The following is a 15932-nucleotide window of genomic DNA, read 5'->3' on the forward strand; positions in this document are numbered from 1 at the left end:
TCTTTGCGCGCCGACGTCAGGCGTGCGCCTGGCTTTTTGCACCGTTGCCTGCACGACGATAGGACCAGACCAGCATGGCGATGCCGGCCAGGATCATCGGCAACGACAGCCACTGCCCCATTGAAAGATTCGCCGCGAGCAGGCCGAGGAAGTTGTCCGGCTCACGCGCAAATTCCGCAGCGAAGCGGAACACGCCGTAGCCGAGCAGGAATGCGCCCGACACCGCACCCATCGGCCGGGGCTTGCGCGCATACAGCCACAGCAGGATGAAGAACAGCACGCCCTCGCCGAGGAACTGGTAGATCTGCGAAGGGTGGCGCGGCAGCATGTGGTACTGGTCGAAAACGGCCTGCAGGCCGCTGGTGACGGCCTCCTGGGCATGCGAAAGCAACCACTCCCGGTCTTCGCCCTGCGCCTGCGGGAACATCATCGCCCACGGCAAGTTGGGCGACGACACGCGGCCCCACAGCTCGCCGTTGATGAAGTTGCCGAGGCGCCCTGCGGCGAGCCCGCACGGCACCATCGGTGCGATGAAATCGGTCACCTGCATCCACGAGCGGCCGCGCATGCGCGCATACAGCATCATCGCCACGACCACGCCGAGAAAGCCGCCGTGGAACGCCATGCCGCCTTCCCAGACCTTGAAGACGTCGAGCGGGTGGGCGAAATACCAATCCGCCTTGTAGAACAGCACGTAGCCGAGGCGCCCGCCGAGAATCACGCCGAGCACGCCATAGAAGAGCATGTCGTCGAGGTCGCGCCCGGTCCAGCCTTCGGCGGCGATGTGCGGCTGGCGCGTACGCAGGCGGCCGAACCACAGGAACATGATGAACGCCGCCAGATACATCAGGCCGTACCAGCGGATGGCGAGCGGCCCCAGATGCAGGGCGACGGGATCGAATTGCGGATGGATGAGCATGAATCCTGTGGGTGTCAGGTTTGGTTGTCTTCTTGCAGCTTGGCGACGGCTTCGGCACTGGCCACGAACCACGGCAGCACCGGCGAAGCCGCATCGCGCCGCCACACAAGGCCGGTCTCGATGATCGGGCTGGGCGCGGCGAGTTCGAGATAGACCACGCCGGTCCGCTGGAGGTTGCATAGCGATGCCGGCACGAGCGCGACGCCCATCTCGGCGGAAACCAGGCTGACGATGGTCTGCATCTGGATGGCTTCCTGGCCGAAGCGCGTGGCGGCGCCGGGGTCTTCGGGCCGTCCGCCGTGCGCGGCATGATAGCCGGTAATGATGTCATACAGCGCAGGCGCGGACCGCCGAGGAAAGATGATCAGCGGTTCGGCTGCGGCGTCCGCCAGGGCAATCGGCTGGCCTGGCGCCGCGCCCCATTGCGCCGCGCGCGACGCTGGCACCGCCAGAACGAGGCGCTCGCGCACCAGCGGGCGGTATTCCAGCTCGCCCGGCACGGAGCCGGCGTGATGTGCGATCACGACACCGGCATCCACATCGCCCGCTAGGAGCGCTTCGATTTGCACATCGCTGGTGGCCTCGCGCAGCAAAAGCTGCACATCGGGGCGCGCATCGCGAAAATGCCGCAGCAAGGCCGGCAGGATGCCGTAATCGGCGGTGCTGACAAAGGACAGCGACAGCGTGCCCACCTCCCCGCGCGCCAACCGCTGTGCGAGCCCCGGCAGCGCGTTTGCCTCTGCCAGCACGCGTCGCACCTCGCCCAGCCAGCGCGCGCCGACGGCCGACAGCGCCACGGAACGCTGCGTGCGGTGGAACAGCGTGACGCCCAGTTCGTCTTCCAATGCGCGAATCTGTTGCGACAGCGGCGGCTGCGTCATCGAAAGCCGCTCGGCGGCGCGCCCGAAATGCAGTTCTTCGGCAACGGTCACGAAGTAGCGAAGCTGGCGCAGATCCATATCGGCAATTGATACATTTTACGACTCAATAATCGCTGAATAATATATTTGACGCGCCATTTCTCCAAGCGCATGCTGGGCGCCAGCCAGTTGACTACAACGATAGTGCCGATCCCACGGAGACCCCCATGCCAGACAACAAGCGTTCCCAGCACATCACACAGGGCGTGGCGCGCTCGCCCAACCGCTCGATGTACTACGCGCTGGGCTATACGAAAGACGACTTCAACAATCCGATGATCGGCGTGGCGAACGGCCATTCGACCATCACGCCGTGCAACTCCGGCCTGCAGAAGCTGGCCGATGCCGCGGTGGCTGCCGTGAAGGACGCCCGCGCGAATCCGCAGATTTTCGGCACGCCAACCATTTCCGACGGCATGTCGATGGGCACGGAGGGCATGAAGTTCTCGCTGATCTCGCGCGAAGTGATTGCCGACTGCATCGAGACCTGCGTCAACGGCCAATGGATGGATGGCGTCGTCGTCATCGGCGGCTGCGACAAGAACATGCCCGGCGGCATGATCGCCCTGGCGCGCACGAATGTGCCGGGCATCTACGTGTACGGCGGGACCATCAAGCCGGGGCACTGGAAGGGCAAGGACCTGACCATCGTGTCGTCGTTCGAGGCCGTGGGCGAATTCACGGCCGGCCGCATGAGCGAGGAGGACTTCGAGGGCATCGAGAAAAACGCGTGCCCGTCGAGCGGTTCGTGCGGCGGCATGTACACGGCCAACACGATGAGTTCGTCGTTTGAAGCGCTGGGCATGTCGTTGCTGTATTCATCGACGATGGCCAATCCCGATCAGGAGAAGGTCGACAGCGCCGCCGAATCCGCTCGCGTGCTCGTCGAAGCCGTGCGCCGCGACCTGAAGCCGCGCGACATCATCACGCGCAAGTCCATCGAAAACGCCGTGGCCGTCATCATGGCGACCGGCGGCTCGACCAACGCCGTGCTGCATTACCTGGCCATTGCGCACGCGGCCGAAGTGGAATGGACCATCGATGACTTCGAGCGGGTCCGCCAGCGCGTGCCCGTCATCTGCAACCTCAAGCCGTCGGGCCAGTATGTGGCGACCGACCTGCACGAGGCCGGCGGCATCCCGCAGGTGATGAAGCTGCTGCTCAACGCCGGCCTGCTGCATGGGGATTGCATCACCATCACGGGCAAGACGCTGGCGGAAGAACTCGCCCATGTGCCCGACCAGCCGCGCGCCGATCAGAACGTGATCCTGCCGATCGACAAGGCGCTCTACAAGGAAGGTCACCTCGCCATCCTGAAAGGCAATCTTGCCGAGGAAGGCGCCGTGGCGAAGATCACCGGCCTGAAGAACCCGGTCATCACCGGGCCGGCGCGCGTTTTCGACGACGAGCAAAGCGCGATGAGCGCAATCCTGGGCGACCGGATCAAGGCCGGCGACATCCTCGTACTGCGTTATCTGGGGCCGAAAGGCGGTCCGGGCATGCCCGAGATGCTGGCCCCGACGTCAGCCATCATCGGCAAGGGCCTGGGCGAGTCGGTCGGCTTTATCACCGACGGACGTTTCTCGGGCGGCACGTGGGGCATGGTGGTCGGGCACGTCGCGCCTGAAGCGTACGTGGGCGGCACGATCGGCCTCGTGCACGAAGGCGATTCGATCACCATCGACGCGCACCAGCGACTGCTGCAGTTGAATGTGCCCGACGATGAGCTTGCCCGCCGCCGCGCCGCGTGGAAGCAACCGGCGCCGCGCTATACGCGTGGCGTGCTGGCGAAGTTTGCAAAACTGGCAGCAACGGCCAGCAAGGGTGCGGTAACGGACTGAATTGTTGGCGACACCCACAAAAAACCCGCCAGACGGCGGGTTTTTCTTTGCGCGATCAGCGCTGCGGCGGCTTCTGCTGCGCGGCGAGCGCATCGTCCAGCGCGGCGCCCAGCCAATCCATGAGGCGGGCCTCCAGCGTGCGCGTCAATTCCGCTGCGAGCTGTTCACTCAGCAACGACAGGCGCGATTCCATGGCGGCGCGGCATTGCGCTTCGATGAGCGCTGGCCATTCGGATTGGAAACGCCACATCACGTCGCCCATCACGCGGGCGGCGTCGGTGCCTGCGGGCGGCATGGCCGAGGTGGGTGCAAGGCCTTGCTCGCGCAGGGCGGGCGGGATGTCTGCGTTGGAGGCTTCAGCAGGCGTGCGCGGCGGCGCGGCAGGCGCTACAGCGGGTGCAGCGTCCTCCAGTTCGACGATCTCCGTCAGAACCGGGATGTTGTTGTCCGCCTGGGACCCGGGATAGCGTCCGTCGGTCATGCGCGCCCCACGTCGTGGTGTTGGATCGGATAACCGCGATCGCGGTAGAAACGGAAGCGATCGCGCGCAGCGGCGCGATCGGCATCGTCATCGCCCACGATTTCGATCAACCGGCTGAAGCGCGCGAACAGCGCAGGCGGCTCAGGCGACAGGTTGACCAGGATGTCGTGATGCGGCGCGTCGTCCAGCGGCTCGGTTGCATCGGCCAGCAGGATGGGCGTCTGCGCGGCGAGCGGATGCCGCAGGCCGCAGTGCGGCAGGAAATCGAGCTGGCTGAATGTCCACAGCTGCGTGTCGAACGCCTCCAGCGCAGCCTGATCTCCGACCACAATCACCTTCTGGCCCGCGCCGTAGGCCTTGCGCACGAGCCGGCACGCGTACGCCAGCTTGCCGGGCACATTGCTGTGGAAATCGACGCGGGTCATACGGTGCAGTGCCTCCGGCTCGTCAACCGCGGTCCATCAGGAAGCGCGTCAGCAGCGGCACCGGGCGGCCCGTGGCGCCCTTGGCCGCGCCGCTCTTCCACGCCGTGCCGGCGATGTCGAGGTGGGCCCAGTCGTACTTTTCAGTAAAGCGCGCCAGGAAGCAGGCGGCCGTCACGCTGCCGGCCGGGCGGCCGCCGATGTTGCCCATATCGGCAAAGTTCGACTTGAGCTGCTCCTGGTATTCCTCGTCCAGCGGCATGCGCCAGGCGGTATCCAGCGACTGCTTGCCCGCCGCCACCAGCGCATCGGCCAGCGCATCGCTGCGGGCGTACATGCCGGTGTTGATGTGGCCCAGCGCGATGATGCAGGCGCCCGTGAGCGTTGCCACGTCGATCACCACGGCCGGCTTGAAGCGCTCCACATAGGTGAGCGCATCGCACAGGATCAGGCGGCCTTCGGCGTCGGTGTTCAGGATCTCGATGGTCTGGCCCGACATGCTGGTCACCACGTCGCCCGGCTTGGTGGCGATGCCGCTGGGCATGTTCTCGCAGGTCGGCACCACGGCGATGACGTTCTGCTTGAGGCCCATCTCGGCCACGGCGCGCAGCGTGCCCAGCACGGAGGCGGCGCCGCACATGTCGTACTTCATCTCGTCCATGCCCTCACCTGGCTTGAGCGAGATGCCGCCCGTATCAAACGTGATGCCCTTGCCGACCAGCACCACCGGGGCCTGCTTGGCGGGACCGCCTTCATAGCGCAGCACGATGAACTGCGGCGGCTCTTCGCTGCCCTTGGTCACGGCCAGGAAGGCGCCCATCTTGAGCGCTTCGATCTGCTTGCGGCCGAGCACTTCGACCTTGAGCTTGAAATCCTTGGCGATCTGCCGTGCGGTGTTGGCCAGGTAGGTCGGCGTGCAGATGTTGGACGGCAGGTTGCCGAGGTCACGTGTGAGGTCCATGCCGTTGGCGATGGCAGTGCCGCGGGCGGCGGCCACGCTGGCGGCCTTGGCGTCGGCGGCCGGCACGGACAGCACGAGCTTGCGCAGACCGGTGCTGCTCTTGTCCCGCTTGCTCTTGAGTTCCGGGTGGCGCTCGATGAAGCGGTAGCTGGCTTCGCGGATGAGCGTGACGGCGGTCAGCACGGCCCAGGCGGTGTCCTTGTCGCGCGCGGTGTGCTCGGTGAGCGTCCACGTCACGCTGGCGGCCTTGGTGCTGGCCAGCGCGCGCAGTGCGGTGCGCACGGCTTCGGCGTAGGCGCGATCAGTGAAGTCGGCTTCCTTGCCCAGACCGACCAGCAGCACGCGGGCGGCGCCCACGCCGGCCACTTCGTGCAGCAGCAGCGACGTGCCACGCTTGCCTTCAAAATCGCCCAACTTGACGAGGCGGGCAACCAAGCCCTTGGTGGCCACGTCCAGTGCCTTTGCGGCGCCGGCCAAGGTCTGCGACTCGAACAGACCGATCACGAGGCAATCGCTCTTGGCGGCCAACGCGCCGGCTTTGGCCCAGTCCAGGGCTTTTGTGCTAAATTCCATCGCGCTTCTCTCTATGAGGCGAGTCAACGAAAGCCCATATTATCCGCGATTTTGCGCAGGGGCTCCGGTGGAACGCACACTGGTCATGACCTCGCCCTCCCATCCCGCATCCGCATGATTTTCGAACAAGCCCTGCGACGCGAGCTGTCCTTCACCGCCGGCGCCGTCTTTCTCGTGCTGCTGACGTTCATGCTGACCACCCTGGTGATCCGCATCCTCGGCATGGCCGCCAACGGCGAGGCGAATCCGAACGACGTCCTGCTCCTTATCGGCCTGGCAACGCTGGGCTACCTGGCGATTCTGCTGTGCGCCACGCTCTTCATCTCGGTGTTGCTGGTGCTGACGCGCTGGTACAAGGATTCCGAGATGGTGGTGTGGTTCACCTCGGGCATCAGCCTGACGGATTTCATCCGCCCCGTGCTGCGCTTCTCGCTGCCGTTCATCGTGCTGGTGGCGCTCCTGGCGCTGTTCGGCTGGCCGTGGGCCAACCAGCAGAGCGCGCTGTTTCGCGACCGCTTCGAGCAGCGCGACGTGCTGTCGATGATCTCCGCCGGCCGCTTCATCGAGCCCGCGCACGGTAACTACGTGCTCTTCATCGAGGGCGTCGATAACGGCATGAAGCACGCCCGCAACCTGTTCGTCGCCAATGCCGAGCAGGACAAGATCGGCGTAGCGATGGCCAAGACCGGTGAATTCAAGACCATGCCCAACGGCGACCGCTTCGTCGTGCTCGACAAGGGCCGCCGCTATGAAGGCACGCCCGGCAAGCTCGACTACCGCATCGTCGAATTCGACAAATACGGCGTGAAGGTCGCCAACAAGCCACCCCAGGCCGACGCCAACCTGCCGACCAAGAGCCGCTCCACCAAGGACTTGCTCGCCAATCCGACACCCGAGAACCTCGGCGAACTGGTCTGGCGGATCGGCCTGCCGCTGCTGGCGCTGAACTTCGTGCTGATCGCCATTCCGCTCGCCTACGTCAACCCGCGCCTGGGCCGCTACACACCGATGATCTTCGCGGTGCTGATCTACCTGACGTATTCGAACCTGCTGAACCTGTCGCAGGCGTGGGTCTCGCAGGGCAAGATGAACGTGTTCATGGCCTGGTGGCCGATCCACCTCGTCGCCTTCATCTGCGCGGTGCTGCTGTTCCGCTTCCGGCACTACAGCGCGGCCGGCCTGAAGGGGATTTCCGCCGTGCTCGGCTTTGCGCCCAAGAAGGCGGGGGCATGATGAAGATGCCCGTCTACGAGAAGTACTTCGCGCGCCAGATCTACGGCGTGTTCGTCTTCATCCTGTTTGCGGTGCTGGCGCTGTTCATCTTCTTCGACATGCTGGGCGAGCTGGGCTCGGTCGTCGGACGCTACACCACGCTTGTGGCGTTTTTCCACGTGATGCTGCAGGCGCCGACGCGGGTGTATGAGGTGATTCCGGTGGCGGCGCTCATCAGCGCCATCTATGTGTTTTCGCAGATGGCAAGCCAGTCGGAGTTCACGATCTTTCGCGTGGCGGGGCTGGACACGCGGCGTGCGCTGCTGTCGTTGTTCAAGATTGCGCTGCCGCTGGCCCTCGTGACGTACATCTTTGGTGAATTCATCGGCCCGAAAGCCGAAGAGTACGCACAGAAGGTGCGACTGGAAGCGCTGGGCGCGACGGTGTCGGCCGGGTTCCGCTCGGGCGTGTGGGTGAAGGACCGCGGCCCCGCCAAGCCGGACGGCACGGGCGGCGAAGTCACCCGCTTCGTCAACGTGGGCGCGCTGCAGCCGGACCAGTCCATCAAGGGGCTGCGCATCTATGAATTCGATTCGGACTACCGCCTGAGTTCGATCCGCGTGGCGGAGCAGGCGCGCTACCAGGGCCACCAGAACTGGCAACTGAACGACGTGACGGAGACGCGCTTCATTGAATACCCGCGCAAGCCCGGCACGGTCGCCCCGCAAGACACCGTGCAGGCCGTGGCGGGCGCACCCGATGCGTTGGCGCCCGACTTCCGCGGCGAGCAGACCAAGCTGCCGCATCAGGAAATGCGCTCCGAGCTGACGCCGCAGATCCTGTCGGTGCTGATGGTCACACCCGACCGCATGGCCACGCTGGACCTCTTCCAGTACATCCGCCACCTGCGCGACAACAAGCAGGACACGCAGCGCTACGAGATCGCGCTGTGGAAGAAGGTGGTCTATCCGTTCACCGTGCTGGTGATGATGGCGCTGGCCCTGCCCTTTGCGTATCTGCATGCACGTGCGGGCGCGGTCGGCCTGAAGGTATTCGGCGGCATCATGCTGGGGTTGTCATTCCAGCTGGTCAACAACCTGTTCTCGCACGTCGGCCTGCTCAACACCTGGCCGGCCATCTTCACGGCCATCGTGCCGGGCGCGCTGTATCTGGCACTGGCGCTGGTCAGCCTGCGCTGGGTGGAGCGCCACTGATGGCGGCCCGCGCGCTTGTCCTGTTTGCACACGGCGCGCGCGATGCCCGCTGGCGTGAACCGTTCGACCGCCTGCGCGAGCGTTTGGCAACGCAGCAGCCTGACGTCGACACACGCCTCGCCTTTCTCGAACTGATGGCGCCCGATCTGCCGGGCACCATCGAAGACCTGGCCGCAAAGGGCACGCAGACGGTCACCATCGTGCCGGTGTTCTTCGGCCAGGGCGGCCACTTGCGGCGCGATCTGCCTGCGCTGATCGCGCAATGCGCGCAGGCTCACCCCACGCTTTCCATCCGTTGCGTCGACGCCGTTGGCGAAGACGACGCCGTGCTCGACGCCATTGCCGGTTACTGCGTCCGCCAGCTCGGCTAAGCCAGACCGTCCTGCTGCGATTGAGCTACGCGCGCAAAGCGCGCATGCACGTTGTTCTCGACGTGAAAGCCGTGCGTGTCGAACTCCACCAGCTCCAGTGTCAGCCCGAGATAACGGCGCGCAAACACGTCGGCCAGATGCGCGCGCATGGCGGCGAACATAGCCGCACAGATCGGCCCCGTCACGTCTTTTGGTCGGCCCGCCTTGATCCTGAACGTCACGTGAATGAAGGCGTCGTCCGCACCGCCGTCGGCCATGCGGTACTGGTCCAGGCGCAGCGCGCGTGTGCGGATGCCGGCGGTAGGAAACACATCGGCGTGGCCGATCAGCACATCGTTGAGCGTGCGCATCAGCTCGGGGATGCGCGCATCGGCTTCGACATTGGCGGTGTATTCAATGATGACGTGCGGCATCGCAGGCGCCTGAAAAGAACGTTAGGTGATTAACGCACCACCGCGGCTTCAGTGGACAGCGCCGTTTCGAGCGCATCCACGACCCGTCCCAGCCGGCCGAGCGACGGACCCCGTTGCACGCACACATCCCAGAGTGCGGGCGCCGCTGCCAGCTTGTGCGCCGAGAGCGCGCCCTCGGCAAGCTGGGCGCCGATGAGTCGCAACGGCGCGAAGCCGAGCCCGAAACCCTCCGCCACCAACGCATGCTGCAACGGCACCGATTGCACCTCGGCAGCCACGTTGGGCGTCAGCCGATCAGCCTCGTAGCGCCCGAGCAACCAGGCGCGCATCTCGCACCCTGCCGGATTCAGCACCCAGGCTTCGTCCCGGACCTGCGCCATGGACACGGCGGCCGGCAGCTTGCGCGAGGGCGCGGCAATCAGACTGACCGGCTCCGTGCCGATCACGCGGATACCGCCGTCCGAGCGATGGCCGGCAACACCCGACGGCGCCAGCCACAGCGCTGCATCCAGTTCGGCGCGCTGAAGACGCTCACGCAGGACGCCGCCCCACTCGCAGCTCAAACGAAACGACACCGCCGGATAGCGCTCCCGCAGGCCGGACAGCACACGCGCGAATCGCGCGTCGCCCACGGCGTGGCTGACGCCCACACGCAGCACGCCTTCCGGTTCGCCCGAAGACCGCACGCTGCCGCGCAAGGCTTCGAATTCGCCGACGATGGTGCGGCAACGGGCCAGCACCGCCTCGCCCTCGGCTGTCAGGCGGAATGGCTTGACGCGGCGGTCGAAGAGCACGGTATCCAGCGCGCGTTCGAGCCGCTGAATCTGCTTGGTGACGGCCGGCTGCGTGAGCGGCAGGCGCTCCGCTACGCGAGCGATCGAGCCCGTCTGCGCCAACAGCACAAAGGTACGCATTTCCTCGAGCATGTCGACATTCCTCTTTGTTATGTTTTTTCTGATCAAATTGAATTGGATTCATCTTATGACATGCGCCACAGTCGTGCCAGACGCGCCTCGTGCGCGGCCACCAAAACTTCAGCGAAGAGGAACCCATGAAAGCCCTGGCTCTGACCGACGGTTACGGCATCGATGCCCTGCGCCCCATCGAACGGGATGACCCGACGCCCGCGCCCGACGAGATCATCGTTCGGACGCGCGCCGCATCGCTCAACTACCGCGATCTCGAAATCGTCTGCGGCACCTTTTTCACGCGCTTTCCGTTGCCGCTGATTCCGCTCTCGGACGGGGTTGGCGAGGTCGTGGCGGTGGGCGAACGCGTCACGCGCGTGCGCCCCGGGGACCGCGTGGCCGGCACGTTCTGGCAACGTTGGGATGCCGGCGACTTCCGCAACGCCGACACGCGCCGCATGCTTGGCGGCCCCATCGACGGCTGGCTGGCCGACACCATGCGGCTGGACGCCGGCGGCGCGGTGATCGTTCCTGCGCACCTGAGCGACGCGGAGGCGGCCACACTGCCCTGCGCGGGGGTCACCGCCTGGCATTGCCTGATCGAAGCAGGCAACCTGCAACCCGGCGAGACCGTCCTTGTGCAGGGCACGGGCGGCGTGTCGATGTTCGCCGTGCAATTTGCGCGGATGGCCGGCGCGCGGCCCATCGTGCTATCCAGCAGCGACGCCAAGCTGGAGCGCGTCAGGGCACTGGGCGTGCCCGAGTCGGACACGATCAACTATCGATCGACGCCGGAATGGCATGAGGCCGTCTTGGCACGCACGGAAGGCCGGGGCGTCGATCACGTCATCGAAGTGGGCGGCGGCGGCACGCTGCAGCGCTCGCTGAAGGCGTTGCGGATCGGAGGACAGATTCACCTCGTCGGCTACCTCGCCGGGCGCGACGGCGGTGTCACGCCCTTGGAGATCTTTGCGCGCAAGGCGGTGATCCGGCCGGCATCGGTGGGGCCGCGCGCGTCGTTTGAAGCGATGAACAGCGCGCTGGCGTTGCACGGCCTGCGCCCGATCGTCGATCAGGTGCTGCCGTGGCAGGACGCGCCCGAAGCGTTCGGGGCACTGCAGGCCGGGAAGGTGTTCGGGAAGATTGCGCTGACGTTCTGAGGCCGGCTGAAGGCCTCAGGCCGCCAGGATATGCGGCTCGCCCGCGAGAATTTCCGGCGCCGCTGCCGAGGCGCGCAGGGCAAAGGCGTCGCCGATCATCAGCAGGCTCGGATGCTCTGGGTTGATCCACTGCGCAGCGGCGCCGTCGGCCATCTGCTGCAGCGTGAAGCACGCCGAGCGCTGCTCCGGCGTGGTCGCGGCCTCGACTACCCAGGCGGGTGTCGACGATGCGCGGCCGCGGGCGATCAGGTCCGCTGCAATGGAGGCAGCCTGATCACGGCCCATGTAGTAGACGAGCGAATCGGCCTGCGCAACGGGGCCGGGCACAACGCCTTCGGGTTGCGGCGTGTCCGGGTCGGTTGCCTTGGCTTGCGTAACAAACGCGACGCTGCGAGCGACGCCGCGCTTGGTCAACGGCTGACGAATCGCCGATGCGGCTGCCAGCGCGGCCGTGATGCCCGGAACGATTTCGTAGTCGATGCCGGCTTGCTCCAGCGCCTGCAGTTCTTCATCGGCGCGGCCGAACAGCATCGGATCACCGCCCTTGAGGCGCACCACGCGTTGATACTTGGTCGCCAGATCGACGAGTTGCCGGTTGATGAAGCGCTGCGCAGTCGAACGCTTGCCGCATCGCTTGCCGACCGGAATGAGCACGGCTTGCGGGCAGTACTGGAAGACCTCGGGCGAGACGAGAGCGTCGTGCAGCACGACCTCGGCTTCGCCCAACAACCGTGCGCCGCGCACCGTGATGAGGTCCGCAGCGCCGGGGCCCGCACCAATCAGGCTCACGTGGCCGAGCGTCTTGTGGGTCTTCGCTTCCATTTGCAGCTTCCTTTGCCTTTTCCTCGCGGGGCGCGAGTTACCGCGCCCCTTTCCCATCAGGAAAACGCACGGATCATGCCAGCCGCGACCGTATGGTGCGTGGCTTCGTCCACCAGGATAAACGCGCCGGTGGCCGGGTTATCGCCATACACGTCGCACACGATCGGCTTTTGCAGGCTGATATTGACCGTGCCGATATCGTTGAGCGCGATCTGCTTGCGGCCGGTTTCGTGCGACAGCGTATGCACGTCGAGCACGCGCTCCACATCCGACACGCGTGCGAACACGGTCGCCGTGGTGTGCTTGAGCACGTATTTGCGGGCCGGGTTCAGCTCATGCTCGTCGAACCAGCACAGGTCGGCATGCAGCTTCTTGGCGGCGTTGGCGGCAGTGGTTGGAGCCGCGACGATGGTGTCGCCGCGCGAAATGTCCACATCGTCGGCCAGACGCACCGTGATGGTCTCGCCCGGGCCGGCCGCATCCGCTGAGCCATTGGGCGTCAGCACTTCGGCCACGGTGGTTTCGCAGTTGGCAGGCAGCACGCGCACGGCCTGGCCGACGCGCACGGTCCCGGCTTCCACACGGCCCATGTAGCCGCGGAAATCATCGGCTTGCGAGCCATCCTGGCGCGCCACGAGCTGCACCGGGAAGCGCAGCGCATCGTCGCCCACCGGGGCGGTCTCTTCCACCTTCAGGTCTTCGAGCAACGCCAGCAGCGGCTCGCCCTGATACCAAGGCATGGCTTCGGAGGCATGCACGATGTTGTCGCCGCGCAGCGCCGACACCGGCACATAGCGCACGTCGCGGAGGCCGAGTTGCGTGGCCAGCGCATCATAGGCGGTGCGGATTTCGTTGAAGCGCGCCTCGCTGTAGTCGACCAGGTCCATCTTGTTGATGGCCACGATCACGTGCTGCAGTTCCAGCAGCTTCACGATGGCCGAATGGCGCTTGGTCTGCGCCAGCAGCTCAGTCTTGCCGTCGACGGTCGTCACGCGCGTCGCATCGATCAGGATGATGGCGGCATGCGCGGTCGAGGCGCCCGTCACCATGTTGCGCGTGTACTGCTCGTGGCCCGGCGTGTCGGCAATGATGAACTTGCGGCGCGCGGTCGAGAAGTAACGGTACGCCACGTCGATCGTGATGCCCTGTTCACGCTCCGCTTCCAGGCCGTCGGTCAGCAGCGAGAAATCGATCTGCTCGCCGGCGGTACGTTTGTTCTTGGCGTTGGCCAGCGCTTGCAGCTGGTCGGTCAGCACGGCCTTGCTGTCGTACAGCAGGCGGCCGATCAGCGTGCTCTTGCCGTCGTCGACGGAACCGGCGGTGATGAAGCGCAGCAGGCCTTGGTGTGATGCTTGATTTGTCATGATCAGAAATACCCTTCCTTCTTGCGCTTCTCCATCGAGGCTTCGCTCGTCTGGTCATCCATGCGCGTGGCGCCGCGTTCGGTGATTTCGGTCACGGCCGTCTCGGCAATGATCTCGGCCGGCGTGGCGGCGGTGCTCGCCACGGGGCAAGTGCAGCTGATGTCCCCTACGGTGCGGAAGCGCACCGACAGCACTTCGCTCACGTCGCCGTCGGCCTTGGGTGTGATCGGCGTAACCGGCACCAGCAGGCCGTTCTTGCGCACGACTTCACGCTGATGCGCGTAGTAGATCGGCGGCAGGGCGAGGTTCTCGCGGGCGATGTACTGCCACACGTCGAGTTCCGTCCAGTTGGAGATCGGGAACACGCGCATCTGCTCGCCCTGCGCCATCCGGGCGTTGTACAGGCTCCAGAGTTCCGGGCGCTGCGCCTTCGGATCCCACTGGCCGAATTCGTCGCGGAACGAGAAGATGCGTTCCTTCGCACGGGCCTTCTCTTCATCACGACGGGCGCCGCCCATCAGGGCATCGAAACCGTTCGCTTCGATCGTTTCCAGCAGCGTGACGGCCTGTGCGGCGTTGCGCGAATCGGTTTCCTTGCGCAGGCGCACGGTGCCGCGCTTGATGGAGTCTTCCACGTGGCCGACCACCAGGCGCGCGCCGAGTTCGGCAACGCGCTGGTCGCGAAACTGGATCACTTCCGGGTAGTTGTGCCCCGTATCAATGTGCACCAGCGGGAATGGCAGTTCAATCTTGCGGTCACCCAGACGGAAGGCCTTGAGCGCCAGATGCAGCATGACGATCGAATCCTTGCCGCCGGAAAACAGCAGCGCCGGGTTGCGGCACTCGGCCACCACTTCACGGATGATGTAGATCGACTCGGCTTCCAGCCAGTCGAGGTGTTCGTTCTGCACCGGCGTCAGCGCCGTGCCGGGGATCTCGCTCATCACTCCCATGATTCTTCCTTCGCTTTCGCTCAATTCTTTTGCGACAGGTTCGTCGCCGAACTTGTCACCGCATTTGCCGCATGCAGACCGCATTCCTTGCTGTCGCGCGATTCCCACCACCAGCGGCCGGCGCGCACATCCTCGCCGGCACGCACCGCGCGCGTGCAAGGCTCGCAGCCGATGCTGGGATAGCCCTTGTCGTGCAGCGCGTTGGTGGGCACGTTGTGCTGCTCGAGGTACGCCCAGACTTCGGCCTCGGACCAGTCGAACAGCGGGTTGTACTTGGCGATGCCGCGGGCCTCGTCATCTTCGGCAAACGGCAGGTCGGCACGCGTGACGGCCTGTTCGCGGCGCTGGCCCGTGAGCCACGCGTCGGCGTCTTTGAGCGCGCGGTTCAGCGGCACCACCTTGCGGATGTTGCAGCAAGCCTTGCGCAGCTCGATGCTGTCGTAAAAAGCGTTGAGGCCGTGGTCGCGCACGTAGGCTTCCACCGCGCGGGCGTCCGGCGCGTACTGCTCGATGGCGTAACCGTAATGCGCCCGGACGCGATCGAGCATCTCCAGCGTTTCGGCGTGCAGACGGCCCGTCTGCAACGTGAAGATCGGCAGGTGCGCGCGCACGGCCTCGGGGCTGCGCAGGATCGCATCGGTCACGACCATGTCTTCGGCAGCGAGGCTCGTGGCGAACTTCGCCACGCCGTGCTTGGCGGCAATCTCAGCCAGGCGCTCGAACAGCGCGGCTTCCTTCGCGGCCAGGGCTTCAGCCGTGCCGGTGTAGGCCGGACGCGTCCAGAGCACCGGGCGACCGATTGCGGACACCGGCACTTCGGACACGCTCACGTCTTGCACGTCGCTCACGCGGCCTCCTGAACGGCACGCTCGCGACGGAACAACGGACGCGGCTCGTCGACGGCGCCTTGGTAGCGCACGCTGATCTCGCCGAAGCCATTCAGTGCATCGTCGATGTTCTTGTCTGCGCGCACGGCGTAGGCGTCGAAACCGCAACGGCGCATGAAGTCGAGCTGGTCGCGCAGCACGTCGCCAATGGCGCGCAACTCCCGCGTGAAGCCCAGGCGCTGACGCAGCAGGAACGCAGTGCTGTAGCCACGGCCATCGCGGAAGACCGGGAAATCCACCGCCACGAGCGACAGATTCGGCAGATCGGCTTCCAGGGCGAACGGCTCATCGTCCGGAGCCAACCAGACGGCCAGCGTGCCGGCGCGAGCGCGGCCGAGCAGCGCTTCACGATGGGCTTGCCAATAAGCCAGCGGCACGATGGCGTGCACGGCAGCATCCACATCGGCTTGCGTCAGTTCGCCGCCTTCCGGCGCGCGCAGCACGGTCCATTCGTCAGCCACGATTTGCGGGGCACCGTTTTGCAGCTTGATGATCTTGCTCATGTTCGTTT

17 protein-coding genes are annotated in these 15932 nt (G+C 65.6%); 5 read left to right on the forward strand and 12 right to left on the reverse strand.

All coding sequences use genetic code 11. From position 1 onward, the window contains the following. Nucleotides 1-16 precede the first annotated feature (16 nt). Nucleotides 17-919, reverse strand: coding sequence for a prolipoprotein diacylglyceryl transferase (gene lgt, locus R2676_RS01705; RefSeq protein ID WP_206274976.1), 903 nt, complete (start codon nucleotides 917-919; stop codon nucleotides 17-19). A 14-nt stretch (nucleotides 920-933) separates the two neighbouring features. After that, a complete protein-coding gene (locus tag R2676_RS01710; RefSeq protein WP_206274975.1) occupies nucleotides 934-1878 on the reverse strand; it encodes a LysR substrate-binding domain-containing protein in 945 nt (314 codons plus the stop codon). Between the two features lie 128 nt (nucleotides 1879-2006). Here R2676_RS01710 and ilvD point away from each other — a divergent pair, with 128 nt between their 5' ends. Then, on the forward strand, nucleotides 2007-3680 hold the full coding sequence (gene ilvD, locus R2676_RS01715) for a dihydroxy-acid dehydratase (RefSeq protein WP_206274974.1): 1674 nt from the start codon (nucleotides 2007-2009) through the stop codon (nucleotides 3678-3680). 55 nt (nucleotides 3681-3735) lie between these two features. On the opposite strand, the gene R2676_RS01720 is transcribed toward ilvD, so the two are convergent. Genes R2676_RS01720 through R2676_RS01730 form a run of 3 tightly spaced genes read right to left on the reverse strand, consistent with a single transcriptional unit; the run spans nucleotide 3736 to nucleotide 6117 of the window. Continuing rightward, entirely contained in the window at nucleotides 3736-4161 is a 426-nt protein-coding gene (locus R2676_RS01720) for a DUF2486 family protein (protein WP_206274973.1), read from the reverse strand. Next, nucleotides 4158-4586 carry a DNA polymerase III subunit chi gene (locus tag R2676_RS01725; protein WP_206274972.1) on the reverse strand — a complete coding sequence of 143 codons (429 nt, stop codon included), beginning with the start codon at nucleotides 4584-4586 and terminating at the stop codon, nucleotides 4158-4160. Before R2676_RS01725 ends, R2676_RS01720 begins: the two co-directional genes overlap by 4 nt. 22 nt (nucleotides 4587-4608) lie before the next feature. Continuing rightward, complete coding sequence (locus tag R2676_RS01730; protein WP_206274971.1) at nucleotides 4609-6117, reverse strand: leucyl aminopeptidase; 1509 nt, start codon at nucleotides 6115-6117, stop codon at nucleotides 4609-4611. Between the two features lie 114 nt (nucleotides 6118-6231). On the opposite strand from R2676_RS01730, the gene lptF reads away from it, so the two are divergent. Genes lptF through R2676_RS01745 form a run of 3 tightly spaced genes read left to right on the forward strand, consistent with a single transcriptional unit; the run spans nucleotide 6232 to nucleotide 8914 of the window. Next, nucleotides 6232-7350, forward strand: coding sequence for an LPS export ABC transporter permease LptF (lptF, locus tag R2676_RS01735; protein WP_027680766.1), 1119 nt, complete (start codon nucleotides 6232-6234; stop codon nucleotides 7348-7350). Further along, nucleotides 7350-8543, forward strand: a complete 1194-nt coding sequence (lptG, locus tag R2676_RS01740; protein ID WP_410482475.1) for an LPS export ABC transporter permease LptG — start codon at nucleotides 7350-7352, stop codon at nucleotides 8541-8543. Before lptF ends, lptG begins: the two co-directional genes overlap by 1 nt. Beyond that, a complete protein-coding gene (locus R2676_RS01745) occupies nucleotides 8543-8914 on the forward strand; it encodes a sirohydrochlorin chelatase (protein ID WP_206274969.1) in 372 nt (123 codons plus the stop codon). The genes lptG and R2676_RS01745 overlap by 1 nt, the downstream gene beginning before the upstream one ends. On the opposite strand, the gene R2676_RS01750 is transcribed toward R2676_RS01745, so the two are convergent. Both R2676_RS01750 and R2676_RS01755 read right to left on the reverse strand, forming a co-directional pair. After that, nucleotides 8911-9327, reverse strand: a complete 417-nt coding sequence (locus R2676_RS01750) for a 5-carboxymethyl-2-hydroxymuconate Delta-isomerase (protein ID WP_206274968.1) — start codon at nucleotides 9325-9327, stop codon at nucleotides 8911-8913. The two genes, R2676_RS01745 and R2676_RS01750, sit on opposite strands and share 4 nt — an antisense overlap. A gap of 29 nt (nucleotides 9328-9356) precedes the next feature. Then, nucleotides 9357-10253, reverse strand: a complete 897-nt coding sequence (locus R2676_RS01755; RefSeq protein ID WP_206274967.1) for a LysR family transcriptional regulator — start codon at nucleotides 10251-10253, stop codon at nucleotides 9357-9359. Nucleotides 10254-10378: 125 nt separating this feature from the next. On the opposite strand from R2676_RS01755, the gene R2676_RS01760 reads away from it, so the two are divergent. Next, entirely contained in the window at nucleotides 10379-11395 is a 1017-nt protein-coding gene (locus R2676_RS01760) for a zinc-dependent alcohol dehydrogenase family protein (RefSeq protein WP_206274966.1), read from the forward strand. Nucleotides 11396-11410: 15 nt separating this feature from the next. Here the strand turns inward: R2676_RS01760 and cobA are convergent, their stop codons facing one another. The 5 genes from cobA to R2676_RS01785 are packed head-to-tail and all read right to left on the reverse strand — an operon-like array spanning nucleotide 11411 to nucleotide 15924. Further along, entirely contained in the window at nucleotides 11411-12217 is an 807-nt protein-coding gene (gene cobA, locus R2676_RS01765; RefSeq protein ID WP_206274965.1) for a uroporphyrinogen-III C-methyltransferase, read from the reverse strand. Between the two features lie 56 nt (nucleotides 12218-12273). Continuing rightward, on the reverse strand, nucleotides 12274-13581 hold the full coding sequence (locus R2676_RS01770; RefSeq protein ID WP_206274964.1) for a sulfate adenylyltransferase subunit 1: 1308 nt from the start codon (nucleotides 13579-13581) through the stop codon (nucleotides 12274-12276). Between the two features lie 2 nt (nucleotides 13582-13583). Then, nucleotides 13584-14534 carry a sulfate adenylyltransferase subunit CysD gene (gene cysD / locus R2676_RS01775; protein ID WP_102066630.1) on the reverse strand — a complete coding sequence of 317 codons (951 nt, stop codon included), beginning with the start codon at nucleotides 14532-14534 and terminating at the stop codon, nucleotides 13584-13586. Nucleotides 14535-14554: 20 nt separating this feature from the next. Continuing rightward, on the reverse strand, nucleotides 14555-15382 hold the full coding sequence (locus tag R2676_RS01780) for a phosphoadenylyl-sulfate reductase (RefSeq protein ID WP_206274963.1): 828 nt from the start codon (nucleotides 15380-15382) through the stop codon (nucleotides 14555-14557). Further along, a complete protein-coding gene (locus R2676_RS01785) occupies nucleotides 15379-15924 on the reverse strand; it encodes a DUF934 domain-containing protein (protein ID WP_206274962.1) in 546 nt (181 codons plus the stop codon). The genes R2676_RS01780 and R2676_RS01785 overlap by 4 nt, the downstream gene beginning before the upstream one ends. Nucleotides 15925-15932: the final 8 nt, after the last annotated feature.

The organism is Ralstonia flatus, from assembly GCF_958439105.1.
Classification (GTDB): Bacteria; Pseudomonadota; Gammaproteobacteria; order Burkholderiales; family Burkholderiaceae; genus Ralstonia; species Ralstonia flatus.

Excerpts from the sequence above, each read along its gene's own strand:
- R2676_RS01710 (WP_206274975.1), bottom strand. The coding sequence starts at position 1,878 with ATGGATCTGCGCCAGCTTCGCTACTTCGTGACCGTTGCCGAAGAACTG.
- R2676_RS01725 (WP_206274972.1), bottom strand. The coding sequence starts at position 4,586 with ATGACCCGCGTCGATTTCCACAGCAATGTGCCCGGCAAGCTGGCGTAC.
- R2676_RS01745 (WP_206274969.1), top strand. The coding sequence starts at position 8,543 with ATGGCGGCCCGCGCGCTTGTCCTGTTTGCACACGGCGCGCGCGATGCC.
- lptG (WP_410482475.1), top strand. The coding sequence starts at position 7,350 with ATGAAGATGCCCGTCTACGAGAAGTACTTCGCGCGCCAGATCTACGGC.
- R2676_RS01720 (WP_206274973.1), bottom strand. The coding sequence starts at position 4,161 with ATGACCGACGGACGCTATCCCGGGTCCCAGGCGGACAACAACATCCCG.
- lgt (WP_206274976.1), bottom strand. The coding sequence starts at position 919 with ATGCTCATCCATCCGCAATTCGATCCCGTCGCCCTGCATCTGGGGCCG.
- R2676_RS01760 (WP_206274966.1), top strand. The coding sequence starts at position 10,379 with ATGAAAGCCCTGGCTCTGACCGACGGTTACGGCATCGATGCCCTGCGC.
- cysD (WP_102066630.1), bottom strand. The coding sequence starts at position 14,534 with ATGGGAGTGATGAGCGAGATCCCCGGCACGGCGCTGACGCCGGTGCAG.
- R2676_RS01770 (WP_206274964.1), bottom strand. The coding sequence starts at position 13,581 with ATGACAAATCAAGCATCACACCAAGGCCTGCTGCGCTTCATCACCGCC.
- lptF (WP_027680766.1), top strand. The coding sequence starts at position 6,232 with ATGATTTTCGAACAAGCCCTGCGACGCGAGCTGTCCTTCACCGCCGGC.
- R2676_RS01730 (WP_206274971.1), bottom strand. The coding sequence starts at position 6,117 with ATGGAATTTAGCACAAAAGCCCTGGACTGGGCCAAAGCCGGCGCGTTG.
- R2676_RS01750 (WP_206274968.1), bottom strand. The coding sequence starts at position 9,327 with ATGCCGCACGTCATCATTGAATACACCGCCAATGTCGAAGCCGATGCG.
- ilvD (WP_206274974.1), top strand. The coding sequence starts at position 2,007 with ATGCCAGACAACAAGCGTTCCCAGCACATCACACAGGGCGTGGCGCGC.
- R2676_RS01755 (WP_206274967.1), bottom strand. The coding sequence starts at position 10,253 with ATGCTCGAGGAAATGCGTACCTTTGTGCTGTTGGCGCAGACGGGCTCG.
- cobA (WP_206274965.1), bottom strand. The coding sequence starts at position 12,217 with ATGGAAGCGAAGACCCACAAGACGCTCGGCCACGTGAGCCTGATTGGT.
- R2676_RS01785 (WP_206274962.1), bottom strand. The coding sequence starts at position 15,924 with ATGAGCAAGATCATCAAGCTGCAAAACGGTGCCCCGCAAATCGTGGCT.